This window comes from Kineosporia babensis (genome assembly GCF_021129305.1).
Lineage (GTDB): Bacteria > Actinomycetota > Actinomycetes > Actinomycetales > Kineosporiaceae > Kineosporia > Kineosporia babensis.
Map to the genome: position 1 here is coordinate 65,395 of NZ_JAJOMB010000009.1, position 25,594 is coordinate 90,988.

Here is a 25,594-nt window from a genome sequence, read left to right on the forward strand (position 1 = left end):
TGATCGTCCAGCGCTGCGGTTCCCGGTCACGGACGGGGAGCCGCAGCGCTGTCGTTTGCCCGGACTACCTCAGGCCTTGATCCCGGGCCCAGGCTGACCCCAGTCCATCTCCTGCTCCGGCATCAGCTCAGTCGGCGCCTTGACTGGCACCTTCTTGTTCCAGTGGGTGAAGACGGCGTGGTAGCCGCGCTCGCGTACCCCGATCAGCCGGCCCGAGCCGTCCGCGTCCACGTAGATGGTTCCGGTGCCACGGGCGGTGCGCAGCCCGACGGTCTTGCGTCCGCCCATCTCCTTGCCCTTGACCCGCTTCAGGCCGCGCTGCGGGCGTTCCAGGTCGAGAAGGTTGTCGAGCAGGATGTCCATGTCGGTGAGGTCGAAGAAGAACCGGGTGTCGGTGCTCTCGGGGATCCGGATCCACAGCCCGGTCATCCGCTCGGCCCAGACCCGGTCGCCGTAGGCGATGTCGTCCAGCAGTTGCCGGTCGGGCAGGAAGTAGAACTCGCCACCGACGAAACGCACCTGCATGGTGCCCTCCGGCAGGGTGATCGTGCCCCGGGCCCGGCCGGCCCGGCTCACCTGCAGATTGATCTTGACCTCGATGTCGTCCTCGACCTGGGTGGCCTTCACCTGGACCGAGAGGGCGTCCTGGGTGGTCTCGGCGAGCAGGGCGTAGATCTGGGCCGGCGACATCCCGGTGTAGGGCTTGGCCTTCTGGATCGGCCCACTGGTGTCCTGGGGCAGCGGCTGGACGACGTTGCGGCTTTCCAGTTCGCAACCGCTCAGCAGCGCGGCGACGCACAGGACGGCGGTGAGCAGCCCGAGGCCACGAGTGGGAAAGCGGCCCCCGGGCATGGCGAATCCGTTCGCGCAGACAGGACGGGACGGACCCGCCCCACCGCAGGAGCTTAAGTGTTCCGGTGCGCCTTATGTGGGCTTTTGCGACGTTCTAGCGGGCGGTGACCAGGAAGGCCGGGGACGACCAGTACGGGTACAGCGGCCGGAATTCGATCTCACCGAAACCCGCCTCGAGAAGCTGCGCCTGCCAGCGTCCTTTGGTCTGCTCGAAGGTGACCCGCGGCGCTCCCGGGCGCAACTGACCCACCAGCACCGGCATCAGGAAACCCTGGGCCACCAGGTCGCGATCGGTGTCGTACTCGGCCAGGCCCCGTTCGTACGTCTCGGCCAGGAACGCCAGGTTCTCGGCCGGGGCGAGCGCAGGCACGTCGAACTCCACGACGGCCAGCCGGCCCACGTGCGGGCGCAGTCTGGTCAGGGCCTGGGTGCGCTCCTGGTGCGGAAGGTTGTGCAGAGCGAAGGTGGACTGCGCCAGATCCCAGTGGGTTTCCGGCTCGACGGCCTCGAGCATGGTCTGCAGCGAGCACGGCCAGACGCGACGGGCGGCGACCGCCTGCTGGACACCGGCGAGCAGCGCCTCGGACGGCTCGAGCAGGTCGATCTGCGGCGGGGCGTGCTCGGCGGACCGAAGCGCGGGAAGCAGGGCCCGGCCGTTGCCGCAGCCGATGTCGAGCAGTGAGGCAGGCCGGTGCTCGTCGTACAGTTCGGCCAGGGCGGCGCTGGTGGCCTGGTACAGCGGAATGTTGCCGCCGCCCTCGATGAACGCCTCGAACCCCTCTGGAGTGGCGTAGACGCCCTCGGCAGAACCGTTTCCGAGGAACTTGGCCAGGGCCGGCCCGAGGAGGCCGGGTGCGGCGGCGGCCAGCTCGCGAGCGGATTCGGTATCGCCTTCGGTCATCGCCTGCAGGGCCTGGAGCACGCCACGTTCCGGATTCACGAACCTGATTATGCGAGAACCGTCCCGGGGCCCGGTAGCGTCGTGGCCGGATTGTCGCTACGAGCCGCTGAGGATGTCCGCATGCGCACTCTGATCAGTACTGCTTTCGTCTCGCTGGACGGCGTGATGGAAGCCCCGGGTGGGGAGGCCGGCTACCGCAATGCCGGCTGGACGTTCAAAGACATCGAATTCGTCCCCGAGGCGTACGAGATCAAGGGACAGGAGCAGACCGAGGCCGCGGCGATGCTGCTGGGCCGGGTGAGCTACCAGGCGTTCAGCCCTGTCTGGCCGACGATGGACGACTTCGCCGAGTACAACCGGATGCCCAAGCACGTGGTCTCCACCACCCTCGGCGAAGCGGACCTGGTGGCGGGCTGGGGCCCGACCAGCATCCTGCGCTCGCTCGAGGAGGTGGCCGCGCTGAAGCAGACCGAGGGCGGGCCGATCATTCTGCAGGGGAGCGCCACCCTCAACCAGGCGCTGTCCGACGCCGGCCTGATCGACCGCTACCACCTGCTGGTGTTCCCGCTGCTGCTGGGCGCGGGCAAGCGGCTGTTCAGCCAGAGCGACAAGGACGCCCAGAAGCTGAAGCTGGTGGAGCACGCGGCCTACCGCAACGGCGTGCAGAAGAACGTGTTCGACGTGGTGCGTTAGGGCCTGGTGGCCACGATCAGGAAGCGGTGGGACCGCACCACGATCGGCTCGCCGCGCCGGTGCAGCTCGCGCAATGCCGGGGCGTAGGTGGCCGGGCTGAAGTCCGGGATCTGCCAGGCCACCTTCTGCAGCTGGAACACCACCGCGCCGATGTCGTGAAAGACGATCTCCGGGAACTCTTCCCGGGCATCACTTACCTGCAGGCCGGCGGTTTCCAGCTGAGCCACGGCGAGCTCGAGCGTCCATGAGCCCGGAGGGTGCGCAGGGGGCGCTCCGAGCAGCCGGTTCAGTTCCGTGCAGTCCTCGCTGCCCACCTGCTGAGTCACCAGGTTCCCGCCTGGGCTCAGCAGGCGGGCGACCTCCAAAGCCTCCAGCCGGCCATGACGATTCAGCACCAGGTCGATCGAGGCATCGGGTAACGGGACGGTGCGCGCCTGCGTCGCGAACACCTCCACCCCGAGCCGTTCCCGGGCCAGCGGAAGGTTCGGAGCCCAGCTCTCGGTCGCGTAGACCACCGGCGGCAGCGGGGCCAGCGCGGACAGCAGTTCGCCGCCCCCGGTGTCGATGTCCAGCAGCGAACCGGCCCCGGGGATCAGCGCCCGGGCGATCTGGGGGTACGACCACGAAGGATCGCCGCCCTCGGCCCGGCCGTCCAGCCAGCCGAAGTCCCAGCCGTCCCGGTGCGCTGCCTCGGCCTCACCCACCAATCGCGCGAAACTTGTCATCCGTTCATGGTTCATCGGCGGATCGGCCGGAAGCACCTGCTTTTTCACCAACTGTCAGATTGAGGACGGGGTGGTCACCGCATGCGGCGAGGACCCCGTCCTCAATCAGTGCAGTTCTCCTTCTCGAACTCGTCGTACCGCAGTGAGTCCGAGTCCAGCCAGCGTTCGTAGCAGTCGGTGGACTCGTCCACCGGGGGACCGGTGTCCTCGGTGATCGGGAGGTTCGACAGGTCCGAGGAGCTGGACTCGCCGGTCAGGCTGTTGTCCTCGAACCGGTCCCCGAAGACCGCCGGCAGCCCGAACGCGAACAGTGCGAGCACCAGCCCCCACATCACCAGCGTGCCCAGCATCATGCCCAGCGCGACGGCGAACACGGTCTTCCAGAAGGTCAGGGGATCTCGCGGGCGCCGCTGGTGCGGACGGCTGTGGGCCGGCTGCTGCTGTTGTTGCCAGGAGTTCTGATAGCTCACTTCGATCCTCACTGTCGCGGCCGCCAGGGGCTCAGGGAACCGGCATGGGATGAAGTGTCCTACTTGAGGGTATTTCTGTGCAGGGGTTTGGTGGTGCGGACGTCACAGACAGCCGGGTGAACCGCGGCAGGCTCCCCGGACGCCGTATCAAGCGGTTCCGGAGGGTCGTCGATGACACCGAGCGATGACAGAGAAGAGTGATTCTCCGGTGACCGACCACGTGGAGCGCCGTCCCCGGCCCCGTGGCCGGTGGATTGCTCAGTTGGCGATCCTGGGTGCGATGGTGGCCGCGGTCACCGTGCTTCAGCAGCGGCTGTCCGGGTATCCCTGGCACCGGCTGACTGAGGATCTGGCCTCGATCGGGGTGGGCGCGCTGGCGCTGGCCGTGCTGGCCACCACGCTGTCGTACGCCACGATGGTGGTCTACGACGCGATGGCCTTGTCGTACGTGGAGCACGAGATGCCGCCCCGGCGTTACGCCGCCGCGTCTTTCGTGGCCACGGCGTTCGGCAACACGCTGGGCGCGTCGGCGGTGGTCGGTGCTGCCCTGCGGGCCCGGATGTACTCGGCCTGGGGGCTGCCGGCGTTCGCGATCACCCGGGTCACCGTGTTCAACCTGGTCACGCTGAGCCTGGGTAGTTCGGTGCTGATCGCTGCGGGCCTGGCCTGGGCTCCTTCCGGGGTGCTGGCCTGGCTGCCGTTCGGGCATGCGGTGGGGCTGCTGCTGGCGGCCGTGCTGCTGGCCGGGGTGGTGGCCTACCTGGCCTGGTGCGGCAGCGGCCGGCAGCCGGTGATGGTGAAGAGCTGGCGGATCGACCGGCCCACCCGCACGATGGCGAGCACTCAGATCGTGGTGTCGGTGATCGAGTGGCTGACCATGGCCTGGGTGCTCTACGTGCTGCTGCCGGACGGGCACGGCCTGGGCTTCCTGCCGTTCGCGGTGCTGTTCGTCATCGCCACCACCCTGGGCCTGCTCAGCAACGTGCCCGGCGGGCTCGGCGTGGTCGAGGCCGTGCTGGTGGTCGCCCTGCACGACAGCACCTCCGCGACCGGCCTGGTCACCGCGCTGGTGGCCTACCGCCTGATCTACTACCTGCTGCCGCTCGGGGTGGCGGCCGTGGTGCTGGCCGTGCTCGAGGCCCGGCGCTCGCCGGAGCGGACCGGGGCGCTGGTGCGGGTGGCCGACATCCTCACACCCTCGCTCTTCGCCGTGCTGCTGGTGGTGCTCGGAGCGCTGATGATCATCACCGGGCAGCTGCCGGGCGGGCCGCGCACGATCATCAGCGCCTTCACCACCAGCCTGGCCGGGGTGGGCGTGCTGGTGCTGGCTCGCGGTCTGCACCGGCGGCTGCGCGGGGCGTGGCAGCTCACCTTGGTGGCCCTGCTGCTGTTCGCGGCCACGCACGCCACCATGCTGTCCTTCTTCGCGGTGGCCTTCGCCGTGCTGCTGCTGGTGGCCCGCCCCGCTTTCCGGCGCAGCACATCGATCTTCAACGATCCGCGGGGCTGGGCCTGGCCGCTGACGGTGACCGGGATCGCCGTGGCGCTGGTCTGGTGGCACAACGCCCGGCTGGCCGACGCCAACGGCGACCGCTCGGTGCCGGCCACGGTGACCGGTGAAGGTTCCGGCCTGGCCCGGGCGGTGCTGGCGTTGGTCCTCCTGGCCCTGATCGTCACCGGACTCCGGCTGACCAGAGCACAGATCGGGCCGCCGGTGGCGTCGGAGGAGGACCTGATCCGGGCGGTGCCGGTGATGGCCCGGGCCAGCCACGGGAACGCGAGTCTGCTGTGGACCGGCGACAAGCGGGTGCTGTTCTCGAACGAGGGCAACGCCTTGCTGATGTTCCGGGTGGAGAACCGCAGCTGGGTGGTGATGGGCGACCCGGTCGGCGAGGAGTCGGAGTTCGACGAGCTGATCTGGAAGTTCCTGGACCTGTGCCACAGCCGCGCCGGCCGCCCGGTGTTCTACTGCGTGCGCGACGATCTGGCCACCCTTTACCAGGAGCACGGGCTCTCGCTGGTGAAACTGGGTGAGGAGGCGATGATTCCGCTCGGCAACTTCACCATGGAGGGCTCGAAGCGGTCCAAGCTGCGCAGCGAGTGCCGGGCCAGCACCAAGGCCGGGGTCACGATCGAGGTGCTGGAGGGCGAGGCCCTGCGGGCGGTGATGCCGCAGCTGCGGGAGGTCTCGGACGTCTGGCTGAGCAAGCACAACACCACCGAGAAGTCCTTCTCACTGGGTGCGTTCGAGGAGGAGTACGTGGCCCGGTTCCCGGTGGCGGTGGCCCGGATCGAGAACGAGGTGGTCGCCTTCGCGTCGTTGTGGGCCAGTGGTGCCCGGCACGAGGTGAAGGTGGACCTGATGCGCCGGCGGCTGGAGGCGCCGCGGACGGTGATGACCCATCTGTTCGTGGAGTCGATGCTGTGGTCGAAGGAGCACGGGTACCACACGTTCAACATCGGGATGGCACCGCTGTACGGCCTGAACACCGATGGCACGGGCTCGTTCTGGGAGCGGGTGGGCAACCTGCTGTGGACCCACGGCGAGCACTTCTACAACTTCCAGGGCCTGCGCCAGTTCAAGGAACGTTTCTCGCCGGAGTGGGAGACCCGTTACGTGGCCTCGTTCGGTGGGCCCGCGCTGCCGGTGATGATGCTGGACGTGGCGATTCTGGTGGCCGGAGGCCTGCGCGGGATGGTGCCGCACCTGCACCGGATCCCGGCGGGGATAGCGTCGCCGGCCAAGCGCAAGCAGGCGCTGGAAAGCGTTCCGGCGCAGCGCAGCGAGGCTCCGGAGAAGGCCGGCAGCGGGCGTCCGGGGTGACTTCGAGGAACTGTGGACGTCGGCGGTGAGCCCGGCCGGTGTCGACACGGTTGCGGCGGGGTTGGCTCAGTGGCATTTCCGGCGTGACGGTTTCGTGGTCCAGCGCCCGGTGTTTCCGGGGGAGAGCACGACTTTCCCGCTGGTCGCGGTGCGCACCGGCCGGCGTAGTGATCTGCCGGTGCTGTTCATCCCGGGCGGGCCCGGCATGGGATCGGTTCTGCCGTACGCCGGTCTGCGGGCGGCGGCCGCCCGGCGCGGTCTGGACTCGATCATGGTGGAGCATCGCGGGGTGGGTCTGTCCCGCCACGACCGTTACGGCCGGGATCTACCCGTGCCGGCGATCACTCTGGTGAGCGCCGCCGACGACCTCGCCGCCGTCGTCCGTCATTGTGGGGTTTCGCAGGTGGTGGTCTACGGGAGCTCGTACGGAAGCTGCCTGGCCCAGGTCTTCGCCGCCCGGCACCCGGAACTGGTGGCGGCGATGGCGCTCGACTCGCCGCTGCTGTCGGTGGAGGAAGATCTGGCCATGGTGCGCGCGCACCGGCGAAGTCTGCTGTGGCACGGCGAGGATCCGGGCCTGGTGGCGGTGGCCTCGGCCGTGCACGACCTGGCCGACCTCGGGGTGCCGATGGCGGAGATCAGCCACGTGGTGGAGGTGGTCTACGAGTTCGCCGGGGCCCGCACGCTGTTACGGCTGCTGCGGGCCCGCCGGCTGGACCGTCTGCTGCCGATCTGGCACCAGATCAGCCGACTGGGCAAGCACTACCTCGAAGGCCCCGGCCTGCGCTTCGTGACGGAACCGGATCTGGTGGCCGGGATCGCTTACGGTGAGCTGGGTTTCGGCCTGCCGCCGGACGGTCAGCCGCTGGATCCGCAGCTGCACTTCGCCGCAGTCGCCGACCGGCAGCCCAGCTACCGCGGGCAGCCGCTCGACCTGCCCGCACGCCTGGCCGAGTTCAAGCGTCCGCTGGCGGTGGTCTCCGGGCAGCGTGATCTGCGCACGCCGAGGCCGGTCGCCGAACGAGCAGTGGCCCTGGCCCCGGAGGCGGTGCTGGTGCGGCTGCCCAAGGTGGGTCACAGCGCGCTGGACACGCATCAGCTGGCGGCGGTGGGTGTTGCCCGGGCCCTGACCATCGGCGCGGCCCAGCATCTGCCGATGGAGGCCTTCCGGTTCGCTGCGCTGCCCCGGCGGGGAACCTCGCACCGGCTCGGGCCGGTGCTCAATGCGGTCACTCGTCTTTAGGCTTGTTGGTGGCCTTCAGCGCCCAGAGCATGAGCAGCGGCTGGAAGAGCAGGCGGACAGCCCGCTTGGTGTCGGTGTCCAGGCCGAACGCGTCGCGGCCCTCGGCGAACTGGGCGATGTTCCCCGGGAAGACGGCCAGGAAGAACAACGCGGCGATCTTGCCCAGCCGGGAACGGTGCGGCTGCCGCCAGGTGGCCAGCAACGCCGCGCCCAGACCGATCTCGACCACCCCGGACGCCAGCACGACGGCATCCGGGTCGGCCGGGAACCAGGACGGCACCTGGGCCTGGAACTCCTCGCGGGCGGACGTCAGGTGCGCGACTCCGGCGAACGCCAGCGCTCCGCCCAGAGCCACCTGTGCCACTGCCTTACCTGCTCCACCCACGGATCCTCCTCGTTCGCAGCTTCGACGGTGAGTGCATCAGGGGCGGCCACGGGGTGCAAACGCACAGTCGTGATCCGCTCGGCGCAACCGGCTGACCAGCGCCGATCTGGTGATCTTCGGGTGATGTTCCGGACGCGAACGGCCGTTCTGGTCAGCGCGGCCTCCGCGCGGACGCATACTGAAAGCGTGAACTCTCGCCCTAAGCCAGCACGACGTGTCTTGGCCGGCAGTCCTTTCGCCCCGCCCACCCGGGTCCCGACCGCCTCGGAGCACCTCGCCGACGGTGACCGGATCACCCACGACCGCTACGGCCTCGGGAAGGTGGTGAGCATCGTCGACGACCACGAGGTGCTGTGCTCCTTCAAGGCCGACGCCGAAGGCTCCACCCGGGTCGTGTCCCACCTGAAGCTGACCAAGCTCTGAGTCCGGTCACCACCGGGCCGGGCCGGAGCGCCTGAGCCGCGGCGGCGGTTCGCACGCACTGGCGGACCGCTGCCGTTGCGCGCCGCCGGATCAAGGCCAGGCGTCCGACGAAGCCCGGAAGTGGCAGGGAGTGACTTCCTGCTCTCCCCTTGCGACCGAACGATGTTTCATGAATCCTGGTCGCAGTTCGAAGGGGAGTACCCGAGCAATCGCGTCGTCGTCATTACGGGCCTGGTCATCCGGGCCCCGGCGGCGCAGCCACGTCCCGCGTGGTCCGGGGAGACTTTCGTCCAGCTGAGCCGCCCTGTGTGACGGAGGCGGCTGGACGAAGGGTGCGTTCTTGGACGTCTCAGTCTGGGCCTGGGTAGCAGTCATGGTCGCGGTCGGCGCCATGCTGGCCGTGGACCTCTTCCTGCATCGCGACAACCACGTCATCGGCTTCCGTGAAGCAGCCACCTGGTCGGCCGTCTGGGTGGCCGCCGGTCTGCTGTTCGGCGTGCTGCTGTGGTTCTGGCAAGGCGGCGACATCGCCGGGGAGTACTTCGCCGGCTACCTGATCGAGAAGGCACTCTCGATCGACAACGTGTTCGTCTTCGCGCTGATCTTCACCCATTTCGCCGTGCCGGACGCGTTCCAGCACAAGGTGCTCTTCTGGGGCGTGCTCAGCGCGCTGGTGCTGCGCTTCGCCTTCATCTTCGTCGGGGCCGGCCTGCTCGAGACCTTCTTCTGGACCGCCTACGTCTTCGGTGCGTTCCTGATCTACACCGGCTACAAGATGGCGTTCAGTCACGGCGGGACGACCTCGCCGGAGAAGAACCCGGTGGTCCGGCTGGTGCGCAGGGTGGTGCCGACCGACCCGAACTACCACGGCGCCGCGTTCTTCACCAAGATCGACGGCAGGCGGGTGGCCACCCTGCTGTTCGTGGTGCTGATCGCGATCGAGGCCACCGACATCATCTTCGCGATCGACTCGGTGGCGGCGATCCTGGCCATCACCACCAGCACCTTCATCGTCTGGACGGCCAACGCGTTCGCCATCCTGGGCCTGCGCAGCCTGTACTTCTGCCTGGCCGGGCTGCTGCGCCGGTTCGTGCACCTGCACTACGGCCTGGCGGTGCTGCTGGCCTTCGCCGGGGTGAAGCTGATCCTGTCCGAGACCCCGGTGGGCAAGCTGCCGATCCCGCTGACCCTGGGCGTGATCGTGGTGGTGATCACCGTCTCGATCGTCTGGAGCCTGCGCAGTACCCGAAACCAGCTTGCGGACGATGTGCGCACCGACGCGGTCACCGGCACCGAGGAGTCGAGCCCGGTTGCGGACGAGCACGACTCGGCCTCCTCGGATCCTGGCGGCGTGGCTCCCCGCCGCCGCTGAGGCTTTGGCCTGATCGGGAAGACAAAGCACGCTATGAGGTGGCTTTGTCTTCCCGATGTGGCTTGTGGCGTGCGCGATCAGGGGCGCTCGTGCGGGTGGTGGCTGAGTTTGGCGGCCAGGCCGTTGCTGATCAGGCGGTGGGCGGAGGTGCTGGGCTTGCGGGTGGCCTGGTCGGCGACGCAGGTGGTGAACTCGTCGGCCAGGGCCAGGCGGGGATGGGCCGCGAGTACCTCGGCAACGAAGTCCGAGGGCAGGACGTCGGCCCGGGAGCCGGAAATGTCCAGACCGGTGGCAATCTCGAGAAGGTAACCCTCCACGTCCATTGCCGGGTCTACTGAAGGCCAGTTGTGCCGGATGATGACGTCCAAAGCCCGCTGCCGCCTCGGCGCCGCCCAGCCCGCCCCGGCCGTGAGCGCGACCGCGACGTGCCCACCCGCCTCCTCGTAGGACAACGCCACGTTGTCGTAGGCCGGGGCCAGACCCATGTCGTGCAGCAGCGCCGACACGTAGAGCAGCTCGTGATCGATGCCGGTGCGGTCCTCCGCGATGGCGAAAGCCTCCGCCCAGAGCCAGGAACGCACTGAATGGTTCAGCAGCGTGGGCGAGAGGTAGGCGGCGGCCAGTTCATGGGCGGCCGCGGCCGCGCCGGTGGCGGGCGGCGTGAGATCAGCTAGATGCACAGCGGCATCCTGCAGCAGAAAAGCGGCGGGGGCACCGGAATTCCGGTACCCCCGCCCGAAGCCTCAGCAGAGTTCGCTGACGTCCTCAGCGGTACTGGAGTCGGGCTCGTCCTCTGCTTCCTGCTCTTGCTCCTGGGCCTGCTTCTTGCGCTTGGGAGTCTCGGTGGCGCTCGGGGTCGGGCTCGCCGTAGTGGTGGAAACCGCGGTGGGAGTGTCCTGCACGGACTTCTGGATCGCCTCGCGCACCTGCTTGCGGATCAGGTCGTAGTCCGGGTTGCTGCGGCTGGCGACCACGTCGTCGGTGAAGGCCAGGCTGGTCACCTTCGCGCTCTGCACCCGGGTGGCCAGCTCCACCCAGGCCTGCAGCTGCGACTGCGGGATGCCGGTGGACATGTTGCTCTTCAGCGCCGCGGCGATGGCCGGGAAGTTCTTGGCCAGGTTCACCGGGTTGGCCTGCTCGGTGACCGCGGCGATCACGCAGCGCTGCCGCCGCATCCGGTCGTAGTCGCTGGTGCTCCAGCGGGAACGGGCGAACCAGAGGGCGTGCCAGCCGTCCATCTTCTGGTTCAGCCCGGCCTCGATGTACCCGATCGTCTCCTCCGGATGGCTGGAGTCGCCGCCGATCGGCAGGCGCTCGTGCACGTCCAGGGTGACGCCGCCCATCGCGTCGATGAAGTCCTCGAAGCCCTCGAGGTTCAGCATCAGGTAGGTGTCGATCTCCAGGCCGGTGATGCCGGTGACCGCGTCCTCGGTGGCCTTCAGGCCCGGGTTGGCGTTGCCGGCGTAACCCTCGGCGTCCAGCGCCCACGTCCACACCGCGTTGAGCAGGCACTCGCCGCCGGGGCAGTAGTAGCCGTTCGGCCAGGCCGCAGCACCCGGGCTGCCCTTCTTGAACGGCACCCGCTCCAGGTTGCGGGGCAGGCTGAACAGCACGGTGTTGCCGTTCTCGGGGCGGATGCTGGCCACGATCAGGGTGTCCGGGCGGATGCCCTCGCGGGTGTCGCCGGCGTCGGAACCGATCAGCAGGACGTTGATCCGCTTGGTGTCGGCCCAGGGGTCGTCGGCGGCGGTGTCCGGGGTGGCGTCCTCGGCATCCTTGTCCGCGTCGTCGCCGTCCTGGAAGACGCTGGTCACCAGATCGCGCTGCACCAGGGAGTATTCGGTGACCGCGTAGGCGGGGACGCAGGCGCCGACCACCAGCCCCAGCGCCACGCCCCAGCTCAGGACCTTCTGGAGGGTGCCGAGCCGGGCCCGGCGCTGCAGCTGGGCGTTGGTGAGCAGGATCAGCAGGGCCCACAGGACGCCGGCGGTCACCGCGGCGATCGCCAGGATGAGCAGCCGCTGCGGGTCCAGGGCGAACGACAGCCCGCTGCGCAGGATGTCCGCGGTAAAGGCCCAGATCGCGAACGCGCTAAGGGCGATCGTGATCAGGCCCATGATGACGGCGCCGGTCCGGCGCCGTCCCGCGGCGATCAGGCCCAGTCCGGGCAGCACCGAACCCACCACGGTCCAGGAGAGCACCCAGGGCAGACCATGGGGCCGGACCTTGGGGATCGGGTTGGTGACGGCCTGGGCGGAGCCCTCAGTCTTGCCGCCGGGCGACGTACTCACCCTCGACTCCTGTCCTGTCAACTCATCCATGACTACCCGCGGTGCGCCACAGGTAGCGCACCGCGGGTAGGAAGTTCAGCTTTCGGGTCAGGATAGATCGACTTCCTGTCTACCCCTGCCCGGGCCCCTGTGAATCGTTGCCCGGGCCACCGTTGTTGCCCGGATTGCCACCCGGACCGCCCTGGTTTCCGCCACCGTCGCCCAGGCCGCCACCATTGCCCTGGCCGCCGCCGTTACCGCCACGGCCCTTGTTCTTGTCCTTCTCCGGCTCGGGCGGCGGCGGGGGCGTGCCGATCAGGCTGCTGTCCGGGCTGCCGAACTGCTTCACCGGTTCGCCCTCGAGGGCCTCGCTGGTGACGTCCTTCCAGATCTTCGCCGCGAAGGTGGCGCCGTAGACCGCGCCGTACCACTGGTTGTTGATCCGGATGCCCTGCATGGTGCGGCGATCGCCGTTGACCGTCTCCGGCCCGACCCACACCGCGGTGGCCAGCTGCGGCGTGTAGCCGACGAACCAGGTGTCCTGCGAGCTGTTGGTGGTACCGGTCTTGCCCGAGGCCGGCTGGCCGTTCGGCAGGGTGCCCACGCTGCCCGCCGTACCGGTGGTGAACACCTTGCTCAGGCCGGTGGTGGTGGTGTTGGCCACCTTCTCCGAGATGGTCTGCTTGCACTTGGCGCCGGGGATCTTGACCTTCTTCTGGTTACGGTCCTTGATCGAGGTGACCACGATCGGGTTGCAGCGGATACCACCGGAGGCGAACGTGGCGTAGGCGCTGGCCATCGTCATCGGCGACTGGCTGGCGGTACCCAGGATCACCGAGGGCTCGCACTGCGGGACCTTGGTGGTGGTCTTCGGCTTCTTCTTGTCGTAGTTGCCGGGGATGCACGGGTCGGTCACCGCCTGGGCGCGGTGCATGCCCAGGTTGCCCGCCATCTTCTGGATGTCGCACAGGTCCAGCCGCTGGGCCATCCGCACGAAGGCACCGTTGACCGAGTCCTTGGTGGCGTTCCAGACGCTCATGCTGCCCTGACCTGCGCCGTCGGCCGAGTTCTTGAACGGCCAGGGGCTGCCGCCCAGGCTGCCTCCGCAGGAGCGGAACGAGCTCATCGCCGCGGTGCCGGGCGAACCGTCCACCGAGTCGTACAGCGAGTGCCCGGCGTCCAGCCAGGAGGCCAGCACCACGGGCTTGAAGGTGGAGCCGGTCTGGAAGCCGGACGAGCCGCCGTACCGGTAGTCGGTGGAGTAGTTCACCGTGGTGTTCTGCCGGGCCTGCTTGGGGTTGTAGAACTTGTTCTGGGTGATCGAGAGCACCTTGCCGGTGCCCGGCTCCACGGTGACCGTGGCGGTGGCCACCCGGCTGTCGTCCTTCGGCGGGATCCGGGTCTTCACCGAGTTCCAGGCCGCCTTGAGGATCTTCGGCTCGAGCGTGGTGGTGATCGTGTAACCGCCGCGCATGAAGGCGTTCTCGCGGTCCTCCTGGGTCTCACCGAGCGCCTTGAAGTCGTCGCTCTTGGTGATCACGTTGTAGACGTAGTCGCAGAAGTAGGCCTTGGTCCTGGCGTTCGCGCAGCCGGCCCGGGTGGGGGTGATCTTCATCTTGAGCGGCGCCTTGACCGCCTCGTCGTGCGCGGCCTGGTCGATCTTGCCCAGTGAGAGCATCTTGGCCAGCACCCGGTTGCGCCGGCCGAGTGCCCGGTCCTCGTCGGCCTGGTCGGTCAGCTCGTCCAGGTCGTACATGGCCGGGGCGTGGATCATCCCGGCCAGCATCGCCGCCTGCGGCAGGGTGACCTTCTCGGCGGTGGTGCCGAAGTAGTACTTGGAGGCCGCCTGCACCCCGCTGGTCTGCCCGCCGAACCAGGCGATGTTGAGGTAGCGCTCCAGGATCTCCTGCTTGCTCAGCCGCTGCTCCAGGGCGGTGGCCAGGCGGATCTCGCGCAGCTTGCGGTCGGACGACTTCTCCCCGGCCGCGGCCTGCTTCTCCTTGTCGCCGCTGACGAAGCCCTCCTGCGCGAGGGTGTTCTTGACCAGCTGTTGGGTGAGCGTGGAGGCGCCCTGCGAGCCCGTCCCCAGCATCGTCACCGCCGCCGCGCGGATCAGGCCCTCGGTGTCCACCCCGCTGTGCTCGAAGAACCGCTCGTCCTCGATCGAGACCACCGCGTCCTGCAGGAACGGCGAGACCTGGTCCAGCTTGACCGGCACCCGGTTCTCGTCGTAGAAGGTCGCGATCGGCGAACCGTCGGCCGCCAGGATCTGGGTGTTGGACGCGACCGGGGTGTCCGCCAGCTCGCTGGGCAGGTCCAGGAACGCGTTCACCGCGTCGTTCGAGGCCAGTCCGGTGGCGCTGACCGCCGGGGCGGCCAGGCCGGCCACCAGCAGGCCCCCCACCAGGCTGGCGGCCGCGAAGGCGCCGATCAGGCGGGGCAGGGACTTGCGGCCGGGCGTGTGCGATTCGCTCAAAGCTCTTCCAGCGTCCTTGGTTTGCCGTCCGCATCCGCACAGGGGAAACGGACGGCGTTCAGTAGAAGGAGGAGAGCCGGACCCGCGTTCCGGCGCGGTCCGTGCTTCCTACGCGAGAGTACTGCGCGGCGGCGGTTTCTACTCTCGTTCTGAAGGATGAAACGTCACGATTCGAATGTCATCCTGCAGGATGACAACCTTCCGGCGATCGCAACGTGTGTGATCGGGGACACGGCCCGGATCGGCTCCATGACAGATGTCATCGGAGGTTGGTGAGGAACGGGACCGGCCGACGGCCGGAACCGGCGCCAGGCTGGTTCTCATGAACAGCGACCTGCACAACGAGTTCGCGGTCCGGGTGCGGGGACTGCGGCGCACCTACGGCACGGGCGCCTCGGCCTTCGAGGCGGTCCGCGGCGTCGACCTGGACGTCCCGGTCGGCTCGATCACGGCCCTGCTCGGCACCAACGGGGCGGGCAAGACGTCCACGCTCGAGATCATCGAAGGTCTGGCCGAGCCGAGCGCGGGCAGCGTCGAGGTGCTCGGCCGCAACCCGGTCACCGACCGTGCCGCGGTGCGCCGGCGCACCGGAGTTCTGCTGCAGCGCAGCGGCTTCTCCGGCGACCTGACCGTGCGGGAAACGCTGAAGCTCTGGGGCGGAACGCTTTCGGCGCCGCGCCCGGTCGAGGAGATGATCGATCTGCTCGACCTGCGCGGGCGGGCCGACACCCGGGTGCTGTCGCTGTCCGGCGGTGAGACCCGTCGCGTCGACCTGGCCTGCACGTTGATGGGCGGCCCGGAGCTGGTGGTGCTGGACGAGCCCACCACCGGCCTGGACCCGGAGAGCCGGCGCGAGGTGTGGGCGCTGATCTCCGGCCTGCGCGAGGCCGGCGCCACGGTGCTGGTGACCACGCACTACCTGGACGAGGCGGAGACCCTGGCCGACCGGCTGGAGATCATGCACGCCGGGCAGATCGTGCGCTCGGGCACACCTACCCAGATCGCCGCCGGGCACCCGTCCACGATCAGCTTCTCTCGCCTGGAGCAGCTGCCGGAGGGCATCTCGGGGGTGACCCACCGCCGCGAGGAGTACGGGCGCACGATTCTCCAGACGCAGGACCTGCAGACCTCTTTGGCGCACCTGCTGGCCTGGGCCGGCGGCAACGGGGTGCGCCTGGACAGCCTGGACGCCCGCAGCCCGAGCCTGGAGTCGGTGTTCCTCGCGATCGCCGACGGCCGCGACCCGATCTCTCCCGAATCCTCCGAAACCGAGCTGCTGGAAGGAAGCCTGCGATGAGCACCGCCACGATGGAACGGTTTTCGGTGTCCCGCACCCTGCACCTGGCCCGCTGGAACACCGTGCTGCTGGTCCGCAACCGGCTGGCCCTGAGCTACGCCCTGGTCTTCCCCCTGGTCCCGCTGCCGATGCTGCTGCTGGGCGATCGGGGCAGCTCCACCCTGGGCATCTCCGCGATCGGCGGGGTCCTGCTGCTGGCCGGGCTGTTCCCGGTCTTCTACAACGTCCTTTCGCAGTTCGTCAGCCGCCGCGACGAGCTGGTGCTGAAGCGGATGCGCACCGGCGAGACCAAGGACGGCGAGCTGCTGGCCGGCATCGCCCTGCCGGGCATCCTCTGCGCGCTGCTGACCTGCGCGGTGGCCGTGCCGATCGCGATCGCCGGCGGGCAGATGGTGCCGGTGAACATCCTGCTGTTCGCGCTCGGCGCCGTGCTGGCCACGGTGATGTTCGCCGCCTTCGCCTACTGGACCGCGGCCTGGACCCGCAGCGCCGAGGCCGCCCAGCTGACCAGCCTGCCGGTGATCGTCCTGGCCTCGGTCGGCCCGTTCGTCGGCGGTCTGCCCGCCCTCTCCGAGAACGTGCGGGAGGCCATCTCGCTCACTCCCGGGGCGGCGATGACCGAGCTGGTGCGGGTGGGCTGGTTCGGCTTCGACGGGTTCGAGGCCACCACCTCCACCCTGAGCTTCGCCGAGACCTGGGGCCTGGCCGGGCAGCCGCTGCTGGTCATGCTGGTCTGGACCGTCATCGCCCTGGACCTGGCCCGGCGCTCGATGCGCTGGGAACCCCGGGCCTGAACCTTGATCGTTACCCTGACCAGGGTGAAGCTGCGTAGACCCCGTCGTTGGTCGGAGCTGAGCCGGGTGGAGAGGGTGGGCCTCTACACCCGGCAATCGCTCTATCTGGTGCTGTGGGGGATGTGCGGCGGGTTCGTGCTGTCGGCGGCGCCCAGCAACGGGCGAGGAACGGCGATCGCGGCCGGCGCCGTCGTGATCACGGCGCTGGGGTCGATCGCGCTCAAGGCCGTGATGGAGATCTACCCCCAGACGCAGCCGTTCCCCTGGCGGGAGACGGTTGCGTTGTCGGTGGCCTGCGCGGTGTATCTGGGCGCGGTCGGGCTGACCGCCGAGGGAGTCGACCGGGCGACGGTAGCGATCCTGATTGTCGCCAACCTCGCCGCCGGCCTGGGCGGACTGCCCGATCGCCGGTACACCGCCGCCGTGACTTTGGCCTGCGCCGTGGTGGTCGGGCTCAGCGGAGACCCGATGTTCGGCCCGGTGATCGGGGCCGTCGTGGCCGCGTTCGTCATCTTCACCGTGCGGGCCTCGCTGTGGTTGTACGGCATCGTCGCCGAGTTGGACGCCGCCCGGCACACCCAGGCCCGGCTGGCGGTGGCCGAAGAACGGCTGCGCTTCTCCCGCGATGTGCACGACGTGCTCGGCCGCCGCCTCTCAACCATCGCCGTGCAGGCCGAACTCGCCGCCACTCTGGCCGGGCGTGGTGACGAGCGGGCGGCCACGCAGATGATGGAGGTGCGCCAGGTTGCCCACGACGCCCTCACCGAAGCCCGCGAGCTGGCCCGCGGCTACCGCCCGACCAGCCTGAGCCAGGAACTCGAGGGAGCCCGCTCGTTGCTGCGCTCGGCCGGGATCGAGGTCGGCCTGGAGATCGACGTGGTGCCCCGGGCCTGGCACGAGGCGGCCGGCTGGGTGGTCCGCGAGGGCGTGACCAACGTGCTGCGGCACTCCTCGGCCGATCTGGTGCGGATCTCCTATCAGGACCACGAGCTGCGGATCGAGAACGACGGCCTGGCCGAGAACCCGCCCGGTGCAACCGAAGGCTCCGGTCTGCGCGGCCTGGGCGAGCGGCTGCTCCCGCTGGGCGCCGAGGTGGAAGCCGGCCGGGACGGCGAGAACTGGGTACTGGTGGCCCGCCTGCCCGGAACCGGGCCGCTCAGCGCAACCGTCACGCCGAGTACCGAAGGTGCGCACAACGTCCCAAGTCTGAGCTCTTCCGAACCAAGGAGAATCCCGTGAGCACCCCGGTCCGCATCCTGCTCGCCGACGACGAGAACCTGATCCGCACCGCGCTGGCCCAGATGCTCAGCCTGGAGGACGATCTCGACGTGGTCGCCGAGGCCGCGACCGGCGACGAGGCGGTCGCGATGGCGGTGAAGCACCAGGTCGACGTGGCCGTGCTGGACCTGCAGATGCCGGTCCTGGACGGGATCGGGGCGGCCGAGCAGCTGGGCCGGCAGCTGCCCGGCTGCGCCTGCGTGATCGTCACCAGCCACGGACGACCTGGTCACCTCAAGCGCGCCCTGGCCGTCGGGGTGCGGGGTTTCCTCCCGAAAACCACTTCGGCGACAACCCTCGCGAACGTGGTGCGAACCGTCCACCAGGGCGGGCGTCACGTCGATCCGGAACTGGCGGCCGAAGCCATCGCGGCCGGCGACAGCCCGCTCACCCCACGCGAGTCCGACGTCCTCGAACTGGCCGCGAGCGGCGCCCCGATCGACGAGATCGCCGCCCGGGCCTCACTTTCGCCCGGAACCGTGCGCAACTACCTGTCCAACGCGATGACCAAACTGGACGCGGCCAACCGGCACGACGCCTGCGCGATCGCCCGGCGGATGGGCTGGATCTGACCGTTGGGCGATGCTCGGGTGGCGCCGGGCGATCTGGATGTCACGATGAGCCGCTGGACCGAACGGCAACGATTGACGAGGTGGGGCATGCAGTCTCGGGTGCCGGTGGTGCTGCTGGTGGAGGACGATCCGGGTGACGTCCTGATGATCACCGAGACGTTCGAGCGGGCGGCCCGGCCGCCGGTGCTGCACCGGGTCGAGGACGGGCAGGAAGGGCTGGATTTCCTGTACCGCAAGGGCAGGTACGCCACCGTGCCGCGGCCCGACCTGATCCTGCTGGACCTGAACATGCCCCGGCTGGACGGCCGCCAGTTGCTGGACGTGATCAAGGCGGACACCGCGCTGCGGGCGATCCCGGTGGTGGTGTTCACCACCTCGGACGCCGAGGCGGACGTGCTGAGCAGCTACCAGCGGCACGCCAACGCCTACGTGACCAAGCCGATCGACCTGGCCGGCTTCGAGACCGTGATCGACCGGATCGAGCGCTTCTACACGGCCACCAGTGCCCTGCTGCCTCTGGAGAGGTAGCAAAATGCGGATGGTGGGCAACTCGCACGCAGCGACTTGCCCACCATCACGTGCGACTACTGAGCGAGGCGCACAGCCTCGGCCTGCGGGCCCTTCTGGCCCTGGCCCAGCTCGAACTCCACACGCTGACCCTCGTCGAGCGCACGGTAGCCGTCCATCTGGATCGCAGACCAGTGAACGAAGACGTCAGCGCCGCCCCCGTCGATGCTGATGAAGCCGAAACCCTTTTCGGCGTTGAACCACTTGACCGTACCCTGTGCCATGTTTGTCCTAAGTTCAGGAGGCTCACCAAGTCGTTTACCTGGTGTAGCCGGACCAAGCTTAGGCCAGAACGGTGCACTGATGCACTCCTCTCCGAAAGTAGGCCTCGGAATCGCCCGGTTGCCGGATGGAAAAACTCTGGTCAACACCATGATCACGTCGTGAAAAGTCCCTAGAATCCGACATATGGGACATCGGGACGCCGATGGTGTCGACGGGGCTGGTGTGGTAGTTGGCCGGGACAACGAAGTCCGGCAGGTCAGAAAGGTGCTGGCCGAGGCCCGGCACGGGCGGGGCGGGGCGCTGCTGGTCCAGGGCGAACCCGGGATCGGCAAGACCACGCTGCTGGCGGCGGCCACCGCGGCGCCGGCCGGGATGCAGCTGGTGGCGCTGAGCGGATTCGAGGCGGAATCGCAACTTCCGTTCGCCGCGGTGCAGCGCCTGGTGATCCCGTTACGCGAGTTTCTGCCCGCTCTGCCGCCGCGGCATCTGCGCGCGCTGGAGGTGGCTTCCGGGGCCGCCGCCGGTCCGCCGCCCGACCGGTTCCTGATCGGCCTGGGCGTGCTCGGGCTGCTGGCCGCGGCCGGAGCGGTCCGGCCGGTGGCGTGCGTGGTGGACGATGCGCATCTGCTGGATCCGGAGTCGCTCGACGTCCTGGGGTTCGTGGCCCGGCGGCTGGAGGCGGAGGCAGCGGCCGTGGTGCTGGCGGCCCGCGCCGGCGCCGGCCTGGAGCAGCAGTTGGCCGGAGTACCGCAGCTGCCGCTGAGCGGCCTGGCGCTGGAGCCTGCGGTGCGCTTGCTTACCCAGTCGATGAACGAGCCGATCGACCCGGCCGTGGCCGCGCAGATCGCCGTGGCCACCGGTGGCAACCCGCTGGCGCTGACCGACCTGGCCGGCGAGCTGACCGTGCGCCAGCTCACCGAGTCCAGCCTGGGCGACGAGCCGTTCCCGGTTGGCCGCCGGCTGGAGGCGTTCTACGTGCGTCAGGTGCGGGCGCTGGACCCCGCCGGGCAGGTCTGGCTGCTGGTGGCGGCGGCCGATGCCACCGGAGACCACGATCTGATCGCCGAGGCCGCCGCCAAGCTGGGGCTGCCGGACGCAGCGGCCGAGGGCGCGGAGGAGGCCGGGCTGGTCGAGCTCCGGGCCACCGTCCGGTTCCGCCACCCGCTGGTGCGCTCGGCCGCCTACAACGCGCCGGTGGGGCGGGAACGGCGGCGGGTGCATCGGGCGCTGGCCGAGGTCGCCGAGTCGATGGGACTGTCCGACCGCGCGGCCTGGCATGCGGCCAAGGCCACGCTGGGCACCGACGAGGCCGTGGCCCAACGGGTGGAGCAGGCCGCCGACCGGGCCGGTGAACGCGGTGGGTTCGCTTCCCGGGCCAGCGTTCTGACCCAGGCGGCGGCGCTGACCCCGCCGGGCGGGGACCGGTACCGCCGGCTGGTCGCGGCGGCCGAGGCGGCGTTGGCGGCCGGTACGTCGCAGCTGGCCAAGGATCTGCTGGACGACGTGGACGAGGACGACCTGGACGACCTCACCCGCGGGCGGATGCTGGCCCTGCGGGCGCAGTGGGCGCTGTTCACGGCGGATCCGGCGCTGCGGCACACCGGTGCCGACCTGCTGGAGGCGGCCGACCTGTTCGAGGGGCACGACGACGAGCTCGAACAGAAGACGTTGTTGCTGGCCTGGGAGCTGGCGTTACCGGCCGAGCGGCTGGCCACCGGGATGAGCTGGCAGCACCTGGGTCGGCGGATGGCCCAGGCCGCGCAGCGAAGACCAGGCCCGCCGGCGGTGCTGCTGGAGGCCCTGAGCGCGCACCTGCTGCTGCCCTTCGAGCAGGCCGTGCCCGCCCTGCGCCGCGCCGCCGAGGTGCTGGCCGACCTGCCGCCGGAGGAGATGCTGCTCTACGGCCACTGCAGCGCGGCGCTCTGCTCGGCGCTGTGGGACGAGCAGCTGCGCCGGCTCTGCCTGGAACGCTGGGCCCAGGCCGCCCGCGACGCCGGATCGCTGCAGCAGCTGGACACCGCGCTGTGGGTGCAGTCGCTGTACGAGATCACCCTGGGCAACCCGCGCGGGGCCACCGACTTCATCGAGCAGGTCCGTGAACTGCGCCGGGCGATCGGGTACGAGGCCGAGCACGTGATCAACGTGGCCCTGCTGGCCTGGACCGGGGTGCCGCGGGCCCAGGTGCAGGCGATGGCCCAGGCCACGTACGACACCGGGTTCGGCGGGGTGCACTCCAGCGCGGTGCGTGGGCTGGCCGCGATCGAGCTGGCCGACTCCCGCTTCGAGTCCGCGTACGACCTGCTGGTCCCGTTCTACGAGGAGCCGTTCTTCCACACCTCGCCGATCGGCTACCCCGACCTGATCGAGGCCGCGGTGCGCAGCGGCCGGCGAGCCCAGGCCGAGGCGGTGCTCGAGCTGCTGCAGGCGCGGGCCGAGGCCTGCGGCACACCGTGGATCGTCGGGGCCACGGCTCGCTCGCGGGCGCTGCTGAGCCGGGGTGCGGCCGCGGAGAAACACTTCCAGGAGGCGATCGAGGTCTCCACGGTGGAGGCGGAGCTGGGCCGGGCACACCTGCTGTACGGGGAGTGGCTGCGGCGGGCGCGTCGGCGGCGAGAAGCCCGGGAGCAGCTGCAGAAGGCGTCGCAGCTGTTCACCCGGGTGGGGGCGGAGGCCTTCCGGGGCCGGGCCCAGCGGGAGCTGGAGGCGATGGGGGAGGCGACGGCCGCGCCGGATCCGGCCGAAGGCCCGGCGCTGACGGCGCAGGAGGCCACGGTGGCCAGGCTGGCGGCCGCGGGCCGGACCAACGCCGAGATCGCCGCCACGATGTTCCTGAGCAGCAACACCGTGGACTACCACCTGCGCAAGGTCTTCTCGAAGCTGGGCATCTCCTCCCGCCGGCAGCTCCACGATCGGCTACAGCCGTAAAGGACTACGAACGTCACGTGGTCCGGGGATCCGTACGAAAGGTGAGGCTCGAGCCGTCCCCACATCGCCCTGATCCACCGGGAGGCCACCCATGCCCTTCGTCACCGCGGACGACGGCGCCGAGATCTTCTACAAGGACTACGGAACCGAGGGCACCCCGGTCGTGCTCAGCCACGGCTGGCCGCTGAACTCGGACGCCTGGGAGGCCGCCGCGCGCTTCCTGGCCGAGAACGGTCACCGGGCGATCGCCCACGACCGGCGCGGGCACGGCCGCTCCAGCCAGACCTGGCACGGCAACGAGATGGACACCTACGCCGACGACCTGGCCGTGCTGCTGGACACCCTCGACCTGCAGGAGGCCACCCTGGTCGGGCACTCCACCGGGGGTGGCGAGATCGTGCACTACGTGGGCCGGCACGGCACCGCCCGAGTGGCCAAACTCGTGCTGGTCTCCGCCGTACCCCCGCTGATGCTGCACACCGAGGACAACCCGCAGGGCCTGCCCCTGGAGGTCTTCGACGGGATCCGGGCGGGCGAGGCGGCCAACCGGGCCCAGCTGTACCGCGACCTGGCCGACGGCCCGTTCTTCGGGCACAACCGCCGCCAGGACGTGGCCCAGGGCTTCCGCGACGCGTTCTGGCTGCAGAGCATGGCCTGCGGGCACCGGGCCGCCTACGAGTGCATCGCCGCGTTCTCGGCCACCGACTTCCGCCCCGACCTGGCCAAGATCGACGTGCCCACGCTGGTGGTGCACGGCGACGACGACCAGATCGTGCCGTTCGAGGTGGGCGGGAAGCGCTCGGCCGAGGCCGTCACCGGCGCCGAGCTCAAGGTCTACGAGGGTGCTCCGCACGCCCTGCCCGACACCGACCGCGATCGTCTGCACGCCGACCTCCTCGCCTTCATCGACGCCTGATTCTCCCACCTAGGAAAGGCTTTCGCCGCCATGAGCAGACCCGACACCGTCGTCCTCGTCCACGGCCTCTGGGTCACTCCCCGCAGCTGGGAGGAATGGATCCCCTACTACCAGGCCAAGGGCCTGAACGTGATCGCCCCGGCCTACCCGGGCTTCGACATCGAGGTCGAGGCGCTGCGTGAGAACCCGGACGTGATCGCCGGTCTCACCGTCCCGGACACCCTGGACCACCTGGAGTCGGTGATCCGCGGGGTGGAGAACCCGCCGATCATCATGGGGCACTCCTTCGGCGGCACCCTCACCCAGCTGCTGCTGGCGCGCGGGCTGGGAGCGGCCGGAGTGGTGATCGACTCGGCGCCCACCGAAGGCGTGCGGGTGGTGCCGGTCTCCCAGACCCGTTCGTTGTTCCCTGCTCTGAAGAACCCGGCCAACCGCAAGCGGGCCTTCGCCTTCACCGCCGAGCAGTGGCACTACGCCTTCGCCAACACCCTCACCGCCGAGGAGTCGAAGGTCACCCATGACCGGTACGCGATCGCCGCGCCGGGGCACTGGATCTTCGAGTACGGCCTGTTCGCCAACTTCAAGCCCGGCCACCAGGACACCTGGGTGGACTACTCGGCCGACCGGGCGCCGCTGCTGTTCATCGCGGGGGAGAAGGACCACATCATGCCGCCCTCGGTGAACCGTTCCAACGCCGAGCACTACAAGAAGTCCCCGGCGGTGACCGAGTACTTCGAGTTCCCCGGCCGCGACCACTGGACCTGCGGTGCTCCCGGCTGGGAAGGCGTCGCCGATCACGCCCTGGAGTGGGCGCTGAAGAACGCGCGCTGAGTTCGTGACCGTCGCCCGGCCCGCGCTGCTGCGGGCCGGGCGGCTGCCTTTTGGGGCAGTCCAGCCGGCCGTCCCGCTGCTACGGCTACCCTGACCGGGGAGGAACGACTCGGGGGGTCGGGCCGGTGGAAACCCTTGAAGTGCCGAGCAGATCATTGAGGACGTGGTTGCTGGCCGCCGTCGTGGTGCTCGCCTTGGTGTTCACCGGGCAGACGCTCGCCAACCGGGGCGCCACCGACCGCCGGCGCTTCGACCAGCTGGAAGCCCAGTTCGAGGAACACCGGGAAGCTTTCGTCGCCGGCCGGGCCCGGATGCGGCAGCTGGTAGCCGCCAACCCCCGGGCCGAGCAGATCGTCTGGAGCCGTACTCAGATCTGTGTTCACCGGGCACCGCCCCCGCCCGACGGCCCGCAGCCGGATCCGCCTGCGCGGGGCGAGCCGTGCCGTCCCGCAGCTCTGGAGCAGCTGCCTGGCATTGCCACCGTCACCTACCAGGCCAAGGATCCGGGCCGCACGTACTTTCGGTTCACCGCCGCCCGCTACACCCTGATGTACTCGGCCGCCGGTGATTCCAGCGGTTTCGCGCGGGCGCGCGGGTTCCGTTCCAGCCGGGATCTGGAACACGGATGGACGTTGCTGGGCCCGATCGCCCACCCCGAACAGGAACGCTCGCAGTGGACCCAAGCGGTGATCCAGGCGTCAGCTTCGCTGTCCGACAAACCCGGTCGGTGAATCGCCGAACCGACGCCGGAAAGCCCGGGTGAACGTCCCCTGGTCGTTGAAACCACTTTCGTAGCAGGCCGAACGCACGCTCACCCCGCGCTCCAGCAACCGTCGGGCGAATTCCAGCCTGGCCGCCCGGATCTCGTCGCCCGGAGTGCGGCCCACTTCGGCGAAGAGCACCTGAACCGAGCGCACCGACATGTGCTGCGCCCGGGCCAGCCGGGCCACCCCGAACTCAGGGTCGCGAAACTGCTCGTGCACCTGGCGGAACAACTCGTCGCGCACCTGCGCCCGAGTACGCCCACCCAGCGTGTCGGCCGCCTGGGCCGCCTGGCGCCCGTTCCAGATCGAACGCTGCTTCTCGCCGGTGCCGCGATCGCTGGCGTCCTCGAACGAGAGCAGCGTGGCCCCGGTCGAGCCCAGCGAGCGGGTGGACCAGACCACCGGAACCGGCCGCCCCGAACGGGTGGTGAACCATTCGGTACCGCCCCGCGGACCCGATCCGGAACGTCCGACAATTGGGCAGTTCTCCTGGGGGTACTGCGAGCCGTCGGGGTGAGTCTCGTGCAGGGTGCAGTGGCTGGGACGGCCCAGCAGTTCGCCCGGGTCGGTGTATCCGAGCAGGAACACGGCGGCCTGGTTGACCAGCTGCACGTGGCCCTGGGCGGCGATCACCCACAGTGGGGTGGGGGCCTGCTCGATCACCGCTTCGAGCAGGGCGTTGTCCTGATGGGGGACGAGTGTGGGCGTCGCGGTCATGGTGGCTCACCTCTCGTCGGGTCGGCACAGGACAGGGCCCTAGAGGCTCACACGCGGTCGTGTCACGGCGGTTG

The 25,594-nt window shown here is 69.6% G+C and carries 24 protein-coding genes; 14 read left to right on the top strand and 10 right to left on the bottom strand.

The genetic code is table 11. The features are described from left to right. Positions 1–69 precede the first annotated feature (69 nt). Together LR394_RS17870 and LR394_RS17875 are read right to left on the bottom strand one after the other, a co-directional pair. Positions 70–852, bottom strand: a complete 783-nt coding sequence (locus LR394_RS17870; RefSeq protein ID WP_231443345.1) for a hypothetical protein — start codon at positions 850–852, stop codon at positions 70–72. 94 nt (positions 853–946) lie between these two features. Next, positions 947–1,792 carry a class I SAM-dependent methyltransferase gene (locus LR394_RS17875; RefSeq protein ID WP_231443347.1) on the bottom strand — a complete coding sequence of 282 codons (846 nt, stop codon included), beginning with the start codon at positions 1,790–1,792 and terminating at the stop codon, positions 947–949. Between the two features lie 81 nt (positions 1,793–1,873). Between LR394_RS17875 and LR394_RS17880 the strand changes: the two genes are divergently transcribed. Continuing rightward, complete coding sequence (locus LR394_RS17880; protein WP_231443350.1) at positions 1,874–2,446, top strand: dihydrofolate reductase family protein; 573 nt, start codon at positions 1,874–1,876, stop codon at positions 2,444–2,446. Here the strand turns inward: LR394_RS17880 and LR394_RS17885 are convergent. Further along, positions 2,443–3,171 carry a class I SAM-dependent methyltransferase gene (locus tag LR394_RS17885; RefSeq protein WP_231443351.1) on the bottom strand — a complete coding sequence of 243 codons (729 nt, stop codon included), beginning with the start codon at positions 3,169–3,171 and terminating at the stop codon, positions 2,443–2,445. The genes LR394_RS17880 and LR394_RS17885 overlap by 4 nt on opposite strands. 101 nt (positions 3,172–3,272) lie before the next feature. Continuing rightward, complete coding sequence (locus LR394_RS17890; protein ID WP_231443353.1) at positions 3,273–3,641, bottom strand: hypothetical protein; 369 nt, start codon at positions 3,639–3,641, stop codon at positions 3,273–3,275. A 184-nt stretch (positions 3,642–3,825) separates the two neighbouring features. Here LR394_RS17890 and mprF point away from each other — a divergent pair, with 184 nt between their 5' ends. Together mprF and LR394_RS17900 are read left to right on the top strand one after the other, a co-directional pair. Beyond that, entirely contained in the window at positions 3,826–6,465 is a 2,640-nt protein-coding gene (mprF, locus tag LR394_RS17895) for a bifunctional lysylphosphatidylglycerol flippase/synthetase MprF (protein WP_231443355.1), read from the top strand. Positions 6,466–6,490: 25 nt separating this feature from the next. Beyond that, positions 6,491–7,708, top strand: a complete 1,218-nt coding sequence (locus tag LR394_RS17900; protein WP_231443357.1) for an alpha/beta fold hydrolase — start codon at positions 6,491–6,493, stop codon at positions 7,706–7,708. On the opposite strand, the gene LR394_RS17905 is transcribed toward LR394_RS17900, so the two are convergent. Next, positions 7,695–8,093 (bottom strand): DoxX family protein, encoded by a 399-nt coding sequence (locus tag LR394_RS17905; RefSeq protein ID WP_231443359.1) that lies wholly within the window; start codon positions 8,091–8,093, stop codon positions 7,695–7,697. The genes LR394_RS17900 and LR394_RS17905 overlap by 14 nt on opposite strands. Before the next feature lie 186 nt (positions 8,094–8,279). Here LR394_RS17905 and LR394_RS17910 point away from each other — a divergent pair, with 186 nt between their 5' ends. Both LR394_RS17910 and LR394_RS17915 read left to right on the top strand, forming a co-directional pair. Continuing rightward, entirely contained in the window at positions 8,280–8,516 is a 237-nt protein-coding gene (locus LR394_RS17910) for a hypothetical protein (RefSeq protein WP_231443361.1), read from the top strand. Between the two features lie 340 nt (positions 8,517–8,856). After that, positions 8,857–9,888, top strand: a complete 1,032-nt coding sequence (locus LR394_RS17915) for a TerC family protein (protein WP_231443363.1) — start codon at positions 8,857–8,859, stop codon at positions 9,886–9,888. Positions 9,889–9,965: 77 nt separating this feature from the next. Here the strand turns inward: LR394_RS17915 and LR394_RS17920 are convergent, their stop codons facing one another. The 3 genes from LR394_RS17920 to LR394_RS17930 form a co-directional block, all read right to left on the bottom strand. Next, on the bottom strand, positions 9,966–10,568 hold the full coding sequence (locus LR394_RS17920) for an HD domain-containing protein (RefSeq protein WP_231443365.1): 603 nt from the start codon (positions 10,566–10,568) through the stop codon (positions 9,966–9,968). Between the two features lie 63 nt (positions 10,569–10,631). Further along, on the bottom strand, positions 10,632–12,179 hold the full coding sequence (locus LR394_RS17925; RefSeq protein WP_231443367.1) for an LCP family protein: 1,548 nt from the start codon (positions 12,177–12,179) through the stop codon (positions 10,632–10,634). A 109-nt stretch (positions 12,180–12,288) separates the two neighbouring features. Then, positions 12,289–14,634 carry a transglycosylase domain-containing protein gene (locus LR394_RS17930; protein ID WP_231443370.1) on the bottom strand — a complete coding sequence of 782 codons (2,346 nt, stop codon included), beginning with the start codon at positions 14,632–14,634 and terminating at the stop codon, positions 12,289–12,291. 322 nt (positions 14,635–14,956) lie between these two features. On the opposite strand from LR394_RS17930, the gene LR394_RS17935 reads away from it, so the two are divergent. The 5 genes from LR394_RS17935 to LR394_RS17955 all read left to right on the top strand — a co-directional run bounded on the left by LR394_RS17935 (position 14,957) and on the right by LR394_RS17955 (position 19,103). Then, positions 14,957–15,931 (top strand): ABC transporter ATP-binding protein, encoded by a 975-nt coding sequence (locus tag LR394_RS17935; protein WP_231443372.1) that lies wholly within the window; start codon positions 14,957–14,959, stop codon positions 15,929–15,931. Further along, complete coding sequence (locus LR394_RS17940; RefSeq protein ID WP_231443374.1) at positions 15,928–16,725, top strand: ABC transporter permease; 798 nt, start codon at positions 15,928–15,930, stop codon at positions 16,723–16,725. The genes LR394_RS17935 and LR394_RS17940 overlap by 4 nt, the downstream gene beginning before the upstream one ends. A 24-nt stretch (positions 16,726–16,749) precedes the next feature. Beyond that, on the top strand, positions 16,750–17,964 hold the full coding sequence (locus LR394_RS17945; RefSeq protein WP_231443376.1) for a sensor histidine kinase: 1,215 nt from the start codon (positions 16,750–16,752) through the stop codon (positions 17,962–17,964). Next, positions 17,961–18,575 (top strand): response regulator transcription factor, encoded by a 615-nt coding sequence (locus LR394_RS17950; protein WP_231443378.1) that lies wholly within the window; start codon positions 17,961–17,963, stop codon positions 18,573–18,575. The genes LR394_RS17945 and LR394_RS17950 overlap by 4 nt, the downstream gene beginning before the upstream one ends. An 87-nt stretch (positions 18,576–18,662) precedes the next feature. Further along, positions 18,663–19,103: a response regulator gene (locus LR394_RS17955; RefSeq protein WP_231443380.1), complete on the top strand. Its 441-nt coding sequence runs from the start codon at positions 18,663–18,665 to the stop codon at positions 19,101–19,103. Positions 19,104–19,159: 56 nt separating this feature from the next. On the opposite strand, the gene LR394_RS17960 is transcribed toward LR394_RS17955, so the two are convergent. Further along, positions 19,160–19,366, bottom strand: a complete 207-nt coding sequence (locus tag LR394_RS17960) for a cold-shock protein (RefSeq protein WP_231443382.1) — start codon at positions 19,364–19,366, stop codon at positions 19,160–19,162. 184 nt (positions 19,367–19,550) lie between these two features. Between LR394_RS17960 and LR394_RS17965 the strand changes: the two genes are divergently transcribed. From LR394_RS17965 to LR394_RS17980, 4 genes are all read left to right on the top strand, one after another. Further along, the gene (locus LR394_RS17965) at positions 19,551–22,292 is read left to right on the top strand and encodes a helix-turn-helix transcriptional regulator (protein ID WP_231443384.1); all 2,742 of its coding nucleotides are present in this window, start codon (positions 19,551–19,553) and stop codon (positions 22,290–22,292) included. Positions 22,293–22,383: 91 nt separating this feature from the next. Continuing rightward, entirely contained in the window at positions 22,384–23,208 is an 825-nt protein-coding gene (locus LR394_RS17970) for an alpha/beta fold hydrolase (protein WP_231443387.1), read from the top strand. Between the two features lie 30 nt (positions 23,209–23,238). Next, on the top strand, positions 23,239–24,039 hold the full coding sequence (locus LR394_RS17975; RefSeq protein ID WP_231443389.1) for an alpha/beta hydrolase: 801 nt from the start codon (positions 23,239–23,241) through the stop codon (positions 24,037–24,039). Positions 24,040–24,194: 155 nt separating this feature from the next. Continuing rightward, positions 24,195–24,770, top strand: coding sequence for a hypothetical protein (locus tag LR394_RS17980; RefSeq protein WP_231443391.1), 576 nt, complete (start codon positions 24,195–24,197; stop codon positions 24,768–24,770). Here LR394_RS17980 and LR394_RS17985 read toward each other — a convergent pair. Beyond that, positions 24,738–25,520: a helix-turn-helix domain-containing protein gene (locus tag LR394_RS17985; protein ID WP_231443393.1), complete on the bottom strand. Its 783-nt coding sequence runs from the start codon at positions 25,518–25,520 to the stop codon at positions 24,738–24,740. The genes LR394_RS17980 and LR394_RS17985 overlap by 33 nt on opposite strands. Positions 25,521–25,594: the final 74 nt, after the last annotated feature.